Annotated in this window: 16 protein-coding genes and 1 pseudogene; 12 read left to right on the forward strand and 5 right to left on the reverse strand. The window is 42.2% G+C overall.

The features are described from left to right. Nucleotides 1-44: 44 nt before the first annotated feature. On the reverse strand, nt 45-1,373 hold the full coding sequence (locus tag HWQ40_RS30020; RefSeq protein WP_292785383.1) for a hemolysin family protein: 1,329 nt from the start codon (nt 1,371-1,373) through the stop codon (nt 45-47). A 241-nt stretch (nt 1,374-1,614) separates the two neighbouring features. Between HWQ40_RS30020 and mfd the strand changes: the two genes are divergently transcribed. Beyond that, the gene (mfd, locus tag HWQ40_RS30025) at nt 1,615-5,175 is read left to right on the forward strand and encodes a transcription-repair coupling factor (protein WP_292785385.1); all 3,561 of its coding nucleotides are present in this window, start codon (nt 1,615-1,617) and stop codon (nt 5,173-5,175) included. Nucleotides 5,176-5,719: 544 nt separating this feature from the next. Here the strand turns inward: mfd and HWQ40_RS30030 are convergent. Continuing rightward, nucleotides 5,720-6,190, reverse strand: a complete 471-nt coding sequence (locus HWQ40_RS30030) for a DUF29 domain-containing protein (RefSeq protein ID WP_292785387.1) — start codon at nt 6,188-6,190, stop codon at nt 5,720-5,722. 93 nt (nt 6,191-6,283) lie between these two features. On the opposite strand from HWQ40_RS30030, the pseudogene HWQ40_RS30035 reads away from it, so the two are divergent. The 9 genes and pseudogenes from HWQ40_RS30035 to HWQ40_RS30075 form a co-directional block, all read left to right on the forward strand. Continuing rightward, nucleotides 6,284-6,609 (forward strand): annotated as a pseudogene (locus tag HWQ40_RS30035) (TRCF domain-containing protein); the annotation flags it as partial. A 123-nt stretch (nt 6,610-6,732) separates the two neighbouring features. Further along, nucleotides 6,733-6,996 carry a hypothetical protein gene (locus HWQ40_RS30040; RefSeq protein ID WP_292785389.1) on the forward strand — a complete coding sequence of 88 codons (264 nt, stop codon included), beginning with the start codon at nt 6,733-6,735 and terminating at the stop codon, nt 6,994-6,996. Then, on the forward strand, nt 6,980-7,318 hold the full coding sequence (locus HWQ40_RS30045; RefSeq protein WP_292785391.1) for a type II toxin-antitoxin system RelE/ParE family toxin: 339 nt from the start codon (nt 6,980-6,982) through the stop codon (nt 7,316-7,318). The genes HWQ40_RS30040 and HWQ40_RS30045 overlap by 17 nt, the downstream gene beginning before the upstream one ends. 32 nt (nt 7,319-7,350) lie before the next feature. Further along, the gene (locus HWQ40_RS30050) at nt 7,351-7,542 is read left to right on the forward strand and encodes a hypothetical protein (RefSeq protein ID WP_292785393.1); all 192 of its coding nucleotides are present in this window, start codon (nt 7,351-7,353) and stop codon (nt 7,540-7,542) included. Beyond that, nucleotides 7,526-7,651: a hypothetical protein gene (locus tag HWQ40_RS30055; protein WP_292785395.1), complete on the forward strand. Its 126-nt coding sequence runs from the start codon at nt 7,526-7,528 to the stop codon at nt 7,649-7,651. The genes HWQ40_RS30050 and HWQ40_RS30055 overlap by 17 nt, the downstream gene beginning before the upstream one ends. Nucleotides 7,652-7,832: 181 nt before the next feature. Then, a complete protein-coding gene (locus HWQ40_RS30060) occupies nt 7,833-8,417 on the forward strand; it encodes a TIR domain-containing protein (protein WP_292785397.1) in 585 nt (194 codons plus the stop codon). Between the two features lie 119 nt (nt 8,418-8,536). Continuing rightward, nucleotides 8,537-9,781 (forward strand): hypothetical protein, encoded by a 1,245-nt coding sequence (locus tag HWQ40_RS30065; RefSeq protein WP_292785399.1) that lies wholly within the window; start codon nt 8,537-8,539, stop codon nt 9,779-9,781. Nucleotides 9,782-9,949: 168 nt separating this feature from the next. Next, nucleotides 9,950-10,168, forward strand: coding sequence for a hypothetical protein (locus HWQ40_RS30070; protein WP_292785401.1), 219 nt, complete (start codon nt 9,950-9,952; stop codon nt 10,166-10,168). Then, nucleotides 10,165-10,434, forward strand: a complete 270-nt coding sequence (locus tag HWQ40_RS30075; RefSeq protein ID WP_292785403.1) for a hypothetical protein — start codon at nt 10,165-10,167, stop codon at nt 10,432-10,434. Before HWQ40_RS30070 ends, HWQ40_RS30075 begins: the two co-directional genes overlap by 4 nt. A 139-nt stretch (nt 10,435-10,573) precedes the next feature. Here HWQ40_RS30075 and HWQ40_RS30080 read toward each other — a convergent pair whose 3' ends face one another. The 3 genes from HWQ40_RS30080 to HWQ40_RS30090 form a co-directional block, all read right to left on the reverse strand. Next, nucleotides 10,574-11,005: an NUDIX domain-containing protein gene (locus HWQ40_RS30080; protein ID WP_292785405.1), complete on the reverse strand. Its 432-nt coding sequence runs from the start codon at nt 11,003-11,005 to the stop codon at nt 10,574-10,576. A gap of 8 nt (nt 11,006-11,013) precedes the next feature. Further along, on the reverse strand, nt 11,014-11,466 hold the full coding sequence (locus HWQ40_RS30085) for a DUF3531 family protein (RefSeq protein ID WP_292785407.1): 453 nt from the start codon (nt 11,464-11,466) through the stop codon (nt 11,014-11,016). Nucleotides 11,467-11,585: 119 nt separating this feature from the next. Beyond that, nucleotides 11,586-12,518: a Sll0314/Alr1548 family TPR repeat-containing protein gene (locus tag HWQ40_RS30090; protein WP_292785409.1), complete on the reverse strand. Its 933-nt coding sequence runs from the start codon at nt 12,516-12,518 to the stop codon at nt 11,586-11,588. Between the two features lie 308 nt (nt 12,519-12,826). On the opposite strand from HWQ40_RS30090, the gene HWQ40_RS30095 reads away from it, so the two are divergent. Together HWQ40_RS30095 and rsmG are read left to right on the forward strand one after the other, a co-directional pair. Beyond that, nucleotides 12,827-13,501 carry an ABC transporter ATP-binding protein gene (locus HWQ40_RS30095; RefSeq protein WP_099100939.1) on the forward strand — a complete coding sequence of 225 codons (675 nt, stop codon included), beginning with the start codon at nt 12,827-12,829 and terminating at the stop codon, nt 13,499-13,501. A gap of 59 nt (nt 13,502-13,560) precedes the next feature. Next, nucleotides 13,561-14,295 carry a 16S rRNA (guanine(527)-N(7))-methyltransferase RsmG gene (gene rsmG, locus HWQ40_RS30100; protein ID WP_292785412.1) on the forward strand — a complete coding sequence of 245 codons (735 nt, stop codon included), beginning with the start codon at nt 13,561-13,563 and terminating at the stop codon, nt 14,293-14,295. Nucleotides 14,296-14,392: the final 97 nt, after the last annotated feature.

The following is a 14,392-nucleotide window of genomic DNA, read 5'->3' on the forward strand; positions in this document are numbered from 1 at the left end:
TTTATGCAACAAGTCTAATAATTATCAATCCCTAATCCCCAATCCTAATCAGATTTTTTCATATCTGCTGATTTAACTGCCTTCGGTACGACTAGCACCTTATCAACGCGATTACCATCCATATCCATTACTTCAATTCGCATACTTTGCCATTCAAAATGATCTGCTGCGGCAGGAATACGACCTAAATGGGTGATCACAAAACCGCCTAATGTTTGATAACTGCCGCGTTCCTCAGATTCCCACTCTTCCATACCAAAAAGTTCCAAAAACTCCTCTACAGGCAACATCCCATCCAAAAGCCAGGAACCATCTTCGCGTTGCACAGCTTGTGGTTGATCCTGTCCATCCGTTGAAGGAACGTCACCCACAATTTCACTCATGATGTCGTTGAGAGTGACTAATCCTTGAATCACACCATATTCATCCACTACCAACGCCATGTGAGTGATAGTTTGCTTGAACAATTCCAAAACTTTCAAGCCACGGGTGCTTTCTGGCACAAATACAGGCTGTCGCAATCCGATAGTCAAGTCTAGTGGTTCCCCTCGAAAACTCCTGGCTAATAAGTCGGTGACAGGGATAACACCCAGCACATTGTCAAGTCCCCCCTGACAAACTGGATACCGAGAATAGGCACTATCAACCATTTTTTGGCGATTTTCTTCGGCAGAGTCGTCCAAGTCTAGCCAAACAATATCAGGACGGGGTGTCATTAAGTAACTGACAGGGCGATCGCCTAAACGAAAGACTCGCTCTACCATATCCTGTTCGGCTTCCTCAAAGGTTCCCGCCTCAGTACCTTGCTCAATTAAGATTTTAATTTCTTCTTCGGTGACTTGCGGCTCGGTAGAAGCTGTAATTCCTAATACTCGCAGGATCAAATCTGTAGAAGCACTTAAGAGATATACCATTGGGGAAGCGATCGCCGATAAGGCACGCATTGGAATAGCTACAGTCGATGCAATTCTTTCTGGGTTGTTTAATGCCAGACGCTTTGGTACCAATTCGCCAACAATGAGTGACAAATAGGTAATGATCAAAACCACTACTCCAAAAGATATCGGTTCACTATAAGGTGCTAACAAAGGTACAAGTCGCACATAGACTGCCAGTCGGTTGGCAATTGTTGCTCCTCCAAAAGCACCAGTTAGGATACCGATCAGGGAAATACCTACTTGAACGGTTGACAGGAAATGATTTGGAGACTCCGCTAATTTCAATGCTGCCATTGCCTTGGCATCTCCTTGATTGGCAAGCTGCTGTAGCCTAACTTTCCGTGCCGAGACAATCGCCATCTCAGACATAGAAAACACGCCATTGGCAATAATTAGCACCAAAATGATTAAAATTTCAAAAGTGATGGAGGACATGTTTAAAATTGCCGCTTATCAGAGCAAACGTAGCTCAATCCCTAGTATCTAGTATTAAAGGTGCTTCGATAAATACTTTGACTATATACAAAGTAGTAGTTATAGTTCTTAAGTTTATTAGTCACTGTGCATTATTCTTCCACTGAAGGAATAAGAAAGCTGTTAACACTTTTAAAATAGTTGACATATAACTGCCTTAAGATTTGCTGACCCACAAAGACTCCCATCGCTAGTAGTACTTATGTCATTTTCTTCTATTGTGCGTGCCTTAGGCCGATCGCCGCTCACCACTGAATTTATTTCTAAGCTGAATCGACAACAAGAATTGCGGTTAAATGGCATTCCCAGGCTGCCCAAGACTCTAGTGGCTTCGGCATTAGCGCAGTCTCGGGGCAAGGATTTGTTTGTGGTTTGCGCCACTCTGGAAGAAGCTGGACGCGTTTACGCACAACTGGAGGCAATGGGATGGCAAACAGTACATTTTTACCCCACCTCCGAGGCTTCTCCCTACGAACCTTTTGACCCGGAAACTGAAATGAGTTGGGGGCAAATGCAGGTATTGGCAGATTTGGGAATGGAGCATGGGGAATGGGGCATGGGGAATGGGGAAGAAAAACCCCCAAATTCTAATTCTCAATTACCCAAGATGGCGATTGTGGCTACTCAAGGGGCGCTGCAACCTCATTTGCCTCCACCAGAAGCTTTTCAACAATTCTGTCTTACCCTGAAAAAAGGGATGGAATTAGATTTGAATGCCTTCAGTGAGAAAATAACTATTTTGGGATACGAAAGAGTTCCTTTGGTGGAAATGGAAGGGCAATGGAGTCGGCGGGGCGATATTGTTGATGTGTTCCCGGTTTCTTCTGAGTTTCCAGTCAGGTTGGAATGGTTTGGCGATGAAATCGAGCAAATGCGGGAATTTGACCCAGCAACCCAACGTTCCGCCCTCGACAAAGTTGACCAGTTAATTCTTACCCCCACTAGCTTTACTCCTGTGGTGATGGCTGCACTGAAAAAGAGTTCTGAGTTAGGAGTTATGAGTTATGAGTTAAATTCTGAGTCAGAACTTAGCACTGAGAACTCATCACTGATTGAAGGTAGTCGTCGTTTTTTGGGGTTAGCTTTCGAGCAACCAGCATCTCTGCTAAACTACTTAGCAGAAAATACCCTGATTGCCATTGATGAGCCAGAACAGTGCCATGCTCATAGCGATCGCTGGGTAGAAAATGCCCAGGAACAATGGGGCATTGGGCATGGGGGATTGGGCATGGGGGATGGGGAAGAGTCTACTTCCCTAACATTGCCGAAAATACACCGTTCGTTTGATGACTGTCTGGTTGATGTTGCCAAGTTTAAAACATTATATTTATCGGAACTGTCAGAGGAAAATAGTGGGATCAACCTTGCCAGCCGTCCTGTTCCAACCACACCACACCAGTTTGCTAAACTAGCTGAAACCATCCGCCAAGAACGCGATCGCAATTTCTCGATCTGGCTGCTTTCTGCTCAACCTTCGCGTTCCGTCTCGCTGTTGCAAGAACATGATTGTCCGGCTCAGTTTATCCCCAATCCCCGCGACTACCAAGCAATAGATAAGCTCCAAATCAACCATATTCCCATTGCCCTCAAATATTCTGGTCTTGCGGAACTAGAAGGTTTTATCCTGCCTACTTACCGATTGGTAATTGTTACAGATCGGGAATTTTTTGGGCAGCATTCTTTGGCGACTCCCGGCTATATCCGCAAGCGCCACAAAGCTACTTCTAAGCAAGTTGATCCCAATAAGCTGCGTCCAGGCGATTATGTGGTTCACAGAAATCATGGTGTTGGCAAATTTGTCAAGCTGGAAAGTTTGACGATTAATAATGAAACCCGTGATTATTTGGTAGTGCAGTATGCTGACGGGTTACTTAGAGTTGCAGCCGATCAAGTAGGTGCTTTATCTCGGTTCCGTGCCGCAGGTGATAAAGCACCGGAACTCAACAGGATGACCGGTAAAGCTTGGGAAAATACCAAGAATAAAGTCCGCAAAGCGATTAAAAAATTGGCGGTGGACTTGTTGAGACTTTATGCAGCGCGATCGCAACAACAAGGTTTTAGCTTTCCAAGTGATATGCCTTGGCAGGAGGAATTAGAAGATTCTTTCCCCTACCAACCCACAACGGATCAGCTCAAAGCTGTACAAGATGTAAAACGCGACATGGAAAGCGATCGCCCAATGGATCGCTTAGTTTGTGGCGATGTCGGTTTCGGGAAGACGGAAGTGGCGATTCGTGCTGTTTTTAAAGCAGTCACCGCCGGTAAACAAGTGGCACTCCTTGCGCCAACGACTATTTTAACACAGCAGCATTACCATACACTCAAAGAACGTTTTGCTCCCTACCCAGTAAATGTCGGTTTGCTCAACCGCTTTCGGTCTGCTGAAGAACGCCGTGATATTCAAAAGCGATTGGCAACGGGTGAATTAGATGTAGTCGTTGGTACACACCAACTTTTAGGTAAAGGTGTGGCATTCCGCGATTTAGGACTGTTGGTAGTAGATGAAGAACAGCGGTTTGGGGTCAACCAGAAAGAGAAAATTAAAAGCTTAAAAACTCAGGTTGATGTGCTTACCCTCTCCGCCACTCCCATTCCCCGGACTTTGTATATGTCCTTGTCGGGAATTCGGGAAATGAGTTTGATTACTACACCACCCCCAACCAGACGCCCGATTAAAACCCATCTATCACCGATTAATTCCGAAAGCATCCGCACTGCAATTCGTCAAGAATTAGATAGAGGTGGGCAGGTATTTTATGTAGTTCCACGAGTAGATGGGATTGAAGAGACAACAGCCAATTTACGAGAAGTGATACCGGGAGCTAGGTTTGCGATCGCTCACGGTCAAATGGATGAAAGCGAGTTAGAATCAACCATGCTCACTTTCAGTAATGGCGATGCAGACATCCTCGTTTGTACGACAATTATTGAATCTGGCTTAGATATTCCGCGAGTCAACACCATTTTGATTGAAGATGCTCACCGCTTTGGATTGGCACAGCTGTATCAATTACGCGGTCGTGTGGGACGTGCAGGTATCCAAGCTCATGCTTGGTTATTTTATCCGAAGCAACGGGCATTATCTGATGCGGCACGGCAACGTTTACGAGCGATTCAGGAATTTACTCAGCTAGGTTCTGGGTATCAACTAGCGATGCGCGATATGGAAATCAGAGGCGTGGGTAACTTGCTAGGGGCAGAACAATCCGGTCAAATGGATGCCATCGGTTTTGATTTATACATGGAAATGCTGGAAGAAGCAATTCGGGAAATCCGAGGACAAGAAATTCCGAAAGTGGAGGATACTCAGATTGACCTCAACCTGACGGCATTTATCCCAGCAGATTACATTACCGATTTGGATCAAAAGATGAGTGCTTATCGGGCGGTGGCCACAGCTAAATCTAAATCAGAATTAAAGCTAATTGCTGCTGAGTGGAGCGATCGCTATGGTACTTTACCAGTCCCTGCAAATCAACTTTTGCGAGTCATGGAACTCAAACAGCTAGCGAAAAAACTCGGATTTAGTCGGATTAAACCAGAAAACAAGCAGCACGTCGTTTTAGAAACGCCGATGGAAGAACCAGGTTGGAATTTGTTGGCGGCAAATTTACCAGAAAATCTCAAGACGCGCTTTGTCTATTCTCCTGGTAAAGTTACAGTGCGTGGGTTAGGAGTTTTTAAAGCAGATCAACAATTGCAGAATTTGATTGATGCTTTCGGGAGAATGCAGGGTGCAATTCCAGAGGCGGCTGTTGTTTGATGATTTGAATCAAACTAAAAGGCTAAAAGAATTATGGTAAACACATTTTAATCTAGAACCCCGGTTTCGGACTTATTTACCGGGGTTCTCCTGTCTCGAATTACCTTTAACACGAAGCCTATTGATTTAAGAATGAAGTAACGTTTGCGATAAACGTTTATACGTTTGTTAGAAATGTTTAAACAAAACTTAGAAATGAAGTAACGTTTGCGATAAACGCTTATAGATTTGTTAGAAACGCTTAAATAAAACTTATAAATGAAGTAACGTTTGCGATAAACATTTATACATTTGTGATAAATGCTTAAATAAAACTTATGTATGAGCCAACATTTGCAATAAAAGATTATAGATTTGTTATAAATGCTTGAACAAAACTTATGAATGATGCAACTAGGGCAGTTTAGAGAACCTGAAGCAACTAAAAGATCAGTACAAAGTAAATTGCTTGTTTTGGGAGTGACTATTTACAACAGCAATCACATGATCTCGTTGTTATCAACTCATGACGTGATATTACAGATTATCCGTGTTCAGCATCAAATTACTGCTCTGATTCATCTACTAACTTGCTTGGTTCACCAGGGTAGAAGTCATAGTCCACAATCTCTGACAAACTGTAGGGACACTCTACCGGAAAAGTACGCTTGGGCAAATCTGTTTCTCCAACAGCTAATTCGACACCTTTAAGGTAGGCTTTGCGAAGTGCTTCTTCAAGATAGGGCTTTAGGCTAGGATTGTCTTCAAGCAGTTCAGCAATATCTAAGCGTTGAATACGAAGTGTTGCTAACCAGCTACGGCTACGGCGTCCTGACTGGTACTCCCATTTTAGTAAATGTCCAATCAACACACTCAGACGGTTTCGTAGTTCTTGACGTTGCTGTTTACCCAAAGATTGAATCTCCTCAATCAGATTTTGCACATCAATCTGACTCCACTGCTCATTGCGAAGTAAAGTTACTTGTTCCTGTGTCCAAGCGTAAAAATCAGTTTCGTAGAGGCTTGGTGAAGGCATTGGTATCTTTGGGTTTGTTTCAGGTATACGCATTAGGTTAGTTCAACCTCAACGTCTTTGCCTTTATTGTAGAACTGTCTCAAACTCTACTATTTCAGTGATCGCTATCGTACTTTACCAGTGTCTGCAAATCAACTTTTGCCAGTCATGGAACTCAAACAGCTAGCGAAAAAATTTGGATTTAGCCGTATTAAACTAGAAAACAAGCAGCACGTAGTTTTAGAAACGTCGATGGAAGAACCCGCTTGGAATTTGTTGGTGGCGAATTTACCAGACAATCTGAAGACGCGCTTTGTCTATTCTCCTTGTAAAGTGACGGTGCGCGGGTTAAAGTTTTTAAGGCGGATCAACAATTGCAAAATTTGATTGATGCTTTCGGGAGAATGCAGGGTGTGATTCCAGAGGCGGCAGTTGTTTGATCGTTAGAAAAAGATTAATCATCAAGTGAAAACCTATGTCATTTTGAGCAGGCTGGGATTCCAGACCCAGCCCTTTGAGTCTAGTTAGTAGAATAAAAGGAAATACTAACCCAACTTCAACTCATGATAAAAACTATCGAAGGCATTTATCAGGATGGAGAAATTCACCTCACCCATTTACCGCAAGATGTTAGCGATCGCTCCCAAGTCCTCGTTACCTTTCTAGATCCTGGCAAAATCGACCCTACCAAATTACGCCAACTGATTGATCAGTTGGAGACAATTGCTGGAATTGGACAAGGTTTCGAGGAACTCAACGCTGGTCAAACTCGCCCCATTGGGGATTTTGCCCAAGAAATGCAGCAAAAGTATGGCATTTCAGGTTGAGATTACCCCAATCGCAGAAACTCAGATTGAGCAAGCTTATCGCTGGTATCAAGAGCGGAATCCTGAATTTGCCGATCGTTGGTTTCGAGGATTGATGAATGCTATTGCTACCCTACAAGAGAAGCCCCAACGTTGTGCTTTAGCAGTCGAACATGAAATTTTTCCAGAAGAAGTACGTCAACTTCTTTATGGAAAAGCCAAAAATGTATACCGAGTACTTTTTACGATTCGAGGTACTACAGTTAATGTATTGTATGTGCGCCACAGTGGCCAAGCACCACTGACAGTAGATGACCTAGAGGAGTTACAAGGTGAAGTTTAGGATTTAAAGGCGATCGCTATGGTAGTTTACCAGTGTCTGCAAATCAACTTTTGCGAGTCATGGAACTCAAACAGCTAGCGAAAAAACTCGGATTTAGCCGGATTAAACCAGAAAACAAGCAGCACGTCGTTTTAGAAACGCCGATGGAGAAACCAGCTTGGAATTTATTGGTGGCAACATTTACCAGAAAAGCTCAAAACGCGCTTTGTGTATTCTCCTGGTAAAGTTACGGTGCGCGGTTTAGGAGTTTTTAAGGCAGATCAACAATTGCAGAATTTGATTGATGCTTTCGGGAGAATGCAAGGTGCGATCGCTAAAGTAGCTGTTCTTTGAGCAGTAGTTAAATAATAGTTATTGTTGTGGAGAGCGATCACGCAATTTCACACCTCCCTTCATTTTATTTTTTAAAGTAAACTATATTGCTTCTGAAAAACAGAAAGCTATACTTGGTCTTGCTGCTCAAAAAACTTATTACAAGGCTGCCCGCTCAGAACAATTACTGAATCAGAAAATTATGTCAGACAATGTTCATGCATCTCTACAATCCTCAGTAGTTCAAATAAGCCAGTCAAGCAATAGTAGTTCCAAAACTGAAAAGGTTTCCAGTGAATTTGAGGTATTTATTTCCTATCGTACTAGCCCCGATCAAGAACTTGCAGTTGCTCTTAAGGAACTGATTGAGGGATCAATAAAACCCCAACCTCACGTTTTTGTTGCTGGGGCAGGTGGTCTACGCCCATCTAACATTGGTTATAAACCCCAGATACAAGCAGCCGCTCAGTCTTCACGAGCATTTCTTGCTATCATTACTCAGCAATCCAAGGAACGTGAGTGGCTTTTCTTTGAAGCTGGAGCTGCTTGGGGACGCAATCAGTTGTATACACCCTTACTAGTTGGTACAAGCCCAAGTGAGCTAGCTAGTACTATGGCTGACTATCAAACAGTGCGAGCATCTGATCGAGAACAAGTTAAGCATCTCTTAATTGCAGTCGCTCAGGCGATCGGCGGTAATATTAAGACACATTTCAGTCAACGATATCAAGCTTTTCTAAACGAATTGAAGCTTATCAAAAAAAAGAGATTATTGAAGAAAACATAGAAGAGTTTTCATCTCTATTAGAGACTGTTGAAGAAAACATAGAAGAGTCTTCATCTCTATTAGAGATTGTTGAAGAAAACATAGAAGAGTCTTCATCTCTATCTGAAGCAATTAAGCTTTTGCAACGTGGAGAAGTAGAGGAAGCTAACACGCTGTTTGATCAGCTTGAAGAAACTGCATCCACCAACGAAGAGAAAGCAACGATTAGAATTACGAGGTTGCTAAATAGTGATCAGGAAGGACGTAACCCTCTAAAGGAGCTAGAGTCGCTAGCTCCTGAATTACGTAATACTTACCATTGCCAGTTTTGGCTTGGCTTATTTGAATCTCGTGTCGCTGCTTCCATCTCCTATTATGAAGAATGCCTACGTCTAGCTACAGCCAATAATGCTACTTTCTTTTCTAACCGAGCAACTCTTTTTTTAGCTGAGGAGAGATTCAAAATCGGCGAGCAAGAGATAGCACTTGACACCTTACGACAAGCAATGGTAAGTGAAGATAGAGACCTTAGATATCAAGCTGTAGAAACGTGGCAAAATCTTGACCAAAAGCCTCACTTTCTTGAGAAACTAGTTATTTTATTAACTGGTCTAAGCGATAAAGCTGACTCTTCAATTATGCTCAACGCCCTCACAGAGTTGGCTCTCGATAATAAATGGTCTTCTTTGCTTACTTATTTCGCTAAATGTGCAGATCAGGTTGATGTTCAAGGAACTGCTGCAAATAATTTAGGGCGTGCGTTTTCTGAGTTAAAACTCTATTCACTTGCATATCTTGCCTTTGCTAAAGCAGCTGAAGCTGGAATATCTGTGGCTAAGGTTAATATTGCAAATCTTCATTTATGGAATCCTCTTCCGGCTGCTGGTCTTAAACTCTTAAAAGAACATACAGGAACTTACGACGCTGCTGATGCTGGATATCCATACTATATTCAGGCTGAACTTGAGCGAAGTGTCCAGAAAGAGCATAAAAAAGCAGAAGAGCTATATAAGCAAGGGTATAAAGTTGCCGTGATGATAAGTCATTTTGGGTGGGAAGCGATTCGCAGTAACAAGCTCACTCTAGAAGGCAAACAAATCAAACTAGAATCTGGAATAGTAACTATCAAAGAAAATGAACCGAATTGCCTTAAGTTCATTACAAATGATGAAAAGGTTTACTTAGAATTAAAACGTGTTGGTCGTATTATCGGACTATGGCAAGCTGCCAATACAGACTCATTTACAGCACTTTATTGCTTTACAGAAACGGGTTATATGCTTGAGTTAAGCGTACATTTGACAGAAATCACTATAGAACCCATTCTTAAGAAATATCCAATTCTCTGCGTAACTGAGGCATTAGTGCAATCGCCTTCGACGTAGTTTGTGTTTCCTGAATAAACTCAACACTTGCTTCTACTCAAACTTTACTACTTCGGCTATGGGGAGCGATCGCGCTTTGCTCTCACCCTAATTGATCGCACCCTAATAACCCCAACAGAGTGCAAGCAGAGATAATTTATAGTATGACTTTCGTAACGATTAACAGCCATGACAGAGCTACTTGAACAAGCGATCACCAAACTAAAAAACTTGCCTGCCAATGAGCAAGATGCGATCGCGGCGATGATTTTGGAAGAACTAGAAGATGAACGCTCTTGGGATGAAGCTTTCGCCCGTTCTCCTGACGGACTCGCTTTCCTTGCGACTGAGGCAATGGCTGAATACCGTGCAGGAAAAACCCAAGAGTTAGATCCAGATACATTGTGAAGTCACGTATAACTGCTCAGTTTCGTCAAAAGTTTGCTTATCTACCTGAGCAAGTTCAAGAGCAAACCCGTGAGGCATACCGCCTCTTCAAACAAGATCCGAGCCATCCAAGCTTGCGCTTCAAAAAAATACATCCAGAACTACCAATTTATTCAGCACAGATTAGCAAAAGTTATCGAGCAGTTGGACAGTTAGATGGAGATACCGTTATTTGGTTTTGGCTAGGTTCACACGCAGAGTATAACAAGTTGCTCTCTGTGTTGTAGCTACACAGTGCGATCACATTCCCAATTTTGATCATAATATGAGTGCTTACTGTGCGGGAATGGTGGCAAAATCTAAAGCAGAATTAACGTAACGTCAACCAGTATATTGTGTTTTTGCTGAGTCCGATTTCCAGATAATTTACAAATATTCAAAAAAGACTTCAGGCACTAATCTGAATTCCCCAGATTTCAAACGAGAGATATCTATCCATAACGCTCTATGTTTATGATGTGGCGATTCTGAAAAAACTAAACTTTCCAGTTGATAAAATTTGGAATCAGCAAAGTCACATTGATAAAGCTGAATAATTTCATGACCTTGCCTACCATTAAATATAAACAGGTTCTCTATACAACCGAGATATTTAATATTCGTTAATTCTGCCTGAATTTCTTCTTGAAACTCCCGTTCTAAGGCGACACGGCTGGTTTCGCCAAATTCAACACCACCACCCAAAGCACGATAAAATCTTTCTTGCTTTACAGGGTCGTAGCCTTCAGAAAGAAATATGCGTTCGCCATCCTGAATTAGCCCCAAAGCTATTACCCGAATTTCGCCAGCTTTATTCATTTTTGTAACTAATTATCATAAATAGACTGAGGACGACTTTCGCTATCCTCAATAGGCCAATCTGCATTTTCACCACCGATGTACAATTCTTCAATGGTGACATATTCCTGACTTAGCTGTGTAAGGGCGTTGATTAAAATATCCAATGCGATCGCATCACTGGTTCCTAAGTCAAACCAACAACGTCCCCACTGTCCCTCATATTCAAACTCACCGATGTTGTGCATCAGTGCTAGCAGGCTTTTGTCATACCCTTGTTCATCATAATTCATGTAACTGATATCGAGTCCAGTGTCCTGTACCTGGAGATTCTCTGCATTAAATGCACCCAATTTACCCAGATAAAACCAGGAATTGAAAACTTCTTCTACATACTGCTTTTCACGCGCAGAAGGATTTGTGCTGAATTTCAGCCAAATCCACATATCAAAAGGATTAATTTCGCGGAACTGAATCTCCATTTTGGTCTAATATCTCAATTACTCTTCTGGAAATAAGCATATCAAAGTGGGGAATGGGGAATAGGGCATTGGGCATAGAAAATAGAGAAAAAACTTAATCGCCAATATCCAATGCCCAATTATTCAGGATTCTTCAGGCTAACAGCATTTTTGCGTTCACGCTCAATTTGTTTAACTAAATCGCCTGGGAGTTGAGATTTTTTAGTCAATGCTTTGTCAAAATTAGCGATCGCTTCCTGGATTATCTGCTGGCTTTTTTCTTTTTGTCCCAGTTGTTTAAGGATTTGGGCTTTGAGATAATAAATTTCTGGATTATCGGATGTGGTTTTGATCGCCCGGTTGGCATAATCTAGTGCCTGTGGATACCTTTTTAAATCTCGGTAAGCAAGAGCAATACCCCGATCAACTAGATACCGAGGAGCAGCATTTTGTTCTAAGCGTCGAATTGCCTGATCTGGGCTAGCAAAAGGCAAATTAACCGCCAATAATAAATCCATATAACCCTTGATTAAATTCAGTTCTGGATCGTTGGCAGAAATTGCTTCGGCTTTGTCTAAATATTCATAAACCTGTCGCAGCCGACTCAAGGCTTGGGGTACACCGTTGACTGTACCTTCACGGGTGATAACTACTGCACCTTCTAAAAAATGACCAACAGCAGTGTATAAATTACCACGCAATGGATCGTTAGAAATCAGTTTTTGTCCTGTTTCTAGAGTTTTCTGACTATAGGTGTTAAGTTTAGCCCAATCCTTATTTCCGTATGCTAAAGATGCCTTCATAGCATAAGCTAGAGGTTCATTTGGCTCTTTGGATAGTGCTTGTTCCAGATAACGATCTGCTGCTGGATAGTTGCCCTGTTGAAAAATTGCTTTAAAAGCTGCTTCTGTTTGGTCACCAATTTGATGAGGTTCGCGATTGCGAAACGGATCGCCAGCCAAAGAAGGATTTACCCACAAATTAAGTGCGATCGCACCTGCAAAAGCAGTCTGAGCAAAGGTAGTGAGTTTAGCAGATACTACTAATCGAGGCGAAGAAAACCTTTTAGTCATTTTAACCCTCAGAATAATTGCGGTTGAAATAGTTGTATGTGTTACTTAGAATGCAAAAATGGTTAATTTTAACTTGCCTGTGCTTCAACCAAAATTTTCTTATATATTGGTAATCTTTCCATGCTTCCAGGCAAGGTCTAGCTATTATTTAAGGCTTAGTCTGCCACAATGGAGAAAAAGTGGATAATTCTTGCTGCTAAATTAAGGTGTTAATCCAGGTAATGCGCTATAAATTTTTTTTCAGAATTTTCCAGACACCCTCAGTTTAACTAATCAGTAATTTGCTGGCTTTTTGGTAATCTTAACAAATGCTTTATCTCCGAAATGTAAATTATCATCCGACAGCGTGCCCAACAGCGATTCTCAAATCGATCAATTTAGAATTAGCACCTCAGCAACTAGGTCTGATTATTGGCCCAAGTGGTTCGGGTAAAAGTACCTTACTAGAAATTTTGTCGGGACTAGCCGAACCCACTACTGGCGCTCTCTTTTGGCGGGAACAAGAACTTCTAGCCGAACAACTACAACAATTAGCCGGGTTGGTATTTCAGTTTCCAGAGCGACACTTTTGTGGTGGTTCGATTTTAGAAGAATTGCGTTTAGGACATCCTGAGTTAGGGTCAGAACGAGTCAGACAGGCGCTGAGTGAGGTGGGATTAGAGCATTTATCGCTATCTGCTGCTCCCCATGCTTTGAGTGGTGGTCAGCAAAGACGTTTAGCTTTAGCAGTGCAATTAATTCGCCAGCCAAATTTACTGTTATTGGATGAACCCACAGCTGGTTTAGATTGGTCAATGCGTCGGCAACTGGTAAATTTATTAGCGAAACTGAAACAAGATTGGACATTGTTGATCGTGACACACGATGCTGGGGATCTGTTAGCGATCGCAGACCGTTGCTGGACACTCAACCACGGTGAACTAGAATCAGTAGACCCAAAGTCACTAGAATCCAAAGTTAAAGAACCTTTACCAACTGTGTGAGAAAACAGCAGGGGGAGAAGGAGAATAACCATGCCCCATGACAAATGACAAAATGACAAATGACAAACTTATTGCCTGAGATGGCAGAAATATGGCAGCAAACTCTCAATTGGCAACCAACTGTCCAACAGCAAGCGCTATTTCAAAAGCTTTATGAGTTAATCCTAGAAGGTAATCGCCAACTAAATTTAACTCGGATCGTTGAACCCCAAGAGTTTTGGGAAAAACATCTCTGGGATTCTTTGCGAGGAATTGCACCTCTGTTATCAGCAAATTTCTCCCCTGCTTCTCCCGCTCTCATCGATATTGGTACAGGTGCAGGTTTTCCAGGTATTCCAGTGACAATTACTGTACCTAATTGCACAATTACTCTTCTCGATTCCACTCGGAAAAAAATTACTTTTCTCGACAATATATTAACTGAACTTGCCCTTACCAATGCCAAAACTTTTGTTGGTAGGGCTGAAGAAATCGGTCATCATCCCCGGCATAGACTAGCTTACGATATTGCATTGATCCGTGCTGTAGGGGCAGCCTCTGTCTGTGCAGAATATACCCTACCACTGCTCAAACAGGGAGGTTTAGCTATAATTTATCGCGGTAATTGGACAGAGGATGAAACAGCTGCTTTACAGAATGCTGTGAACCAGTTGGGTGGCGTCATTGAATCAATCGAACAATTTACAACACCCCTGAGTCACAGCATCCGCCACTGTGTGTATTTGCGTAAAATAAGCACCACACCAGTTCAGTTTCCGCGTGCTATTGGTGTACCTACTCAAAAGCCTATTTAACTAATTCGTAATTGTAAAGGCTACAGCAGCCCACACTGATTATAATTACGAATTACTTTGACAGGAGCGGAAGATAAACTTTTTATTTTTTGCTATA

It is taken from the genome of Nostoc sp. NMS9 (assembly GCF_017114995.1).
GTDB lineage: Bacteria > Cyanobacteriota > Cyanobacteriia > Cyanobacteriales > Nostocaceae > Nostoc.

Bases quoted from the DNA above. Each gene is read 5' to 3' on its own strand.
- rsmG (WP_292785412.1), top strand. From the start codon at position 13,561: ATGACAAACTTATTGCCTGAGATGGCAGAAATATGGCAGCAAACTCTC.
- HWQ40_RS30070 (WP_292785401.1), top strand. From the start codon at position 9,950: ATGACAGAGCTACTTGAACAAGCGATCACCAAACTAAAAAACTTGCCT.
- HWQ40_RS30095 (WP_099100939.1), top strand. From the start codon at position 12,827: ATGCTTTATCTCCGAAATGTAAATTATCATCCGACAGCGTGCCCAACA.
- HWQ40_RS30030 (WP_292785387.1), bottom strand. From the start codon at position 6,190: ATGCCTTCACCAAGCCTCTACGAAACTGATTTTTACGCTTGGACACAG.
- HWQ40_RS30040 (WP_292785389.1), top strand. From the start codon at position 6,733: ATGATAAAAACTATCGAAGGCATTTATCAGGATGGAGAAATTCACCTC.
- HWQ40_RS30090 (WP_292785409.1), bottom strand. From the start codon at position 12,518: ATGACTAAAAGGTTTTCTTCGCCTCGATTAGTAGTATCTGCTAAACTC.
- HWQ40_RS30085 (WP_292785407.1), bottom strand. From the start codon at position 11,466: ATGGAGATTCAGTTCCGCGAAATTAATCCTTTTGATATGTGGATTTGG.
- HWQ40_RS30060 (WP_292785397.1), top strand. From the start codon at position 7,833: ATGTCAGACAATGTTCATGCATCTCTACAATCCTCAGTAGTTCAAATA.
- mfd (WP_292785385.1), top strand. From the start codon at position 1,615: ATGTCATTTTCTTCTATTGTGCGTGCCTTAGGCCGATCGCCGCTCACC.
- HWQ40_RS30020 (WP_292785383.1), bottom strand. From the start codon at position 1,373: ATGTCCTCCATCACTTTTGAAATTTTAATCATTTTGGTGCTAATTATT.
- HWQ40_RS30045 (WP_292785391.1), top strand. From the start codon at position 6,980: ATGGCATTTCAGGTTGAGATTACCCCAATCGCAGAAACTCAGATTGAG.
- HWQ40_RS30080 (WP_292785405.1), bottom strand. From the start codon at position 11,005: ATGAATAAAGCTGGCGAAATTCGGGTAATAGCTTTGGGGCTAATTCAG.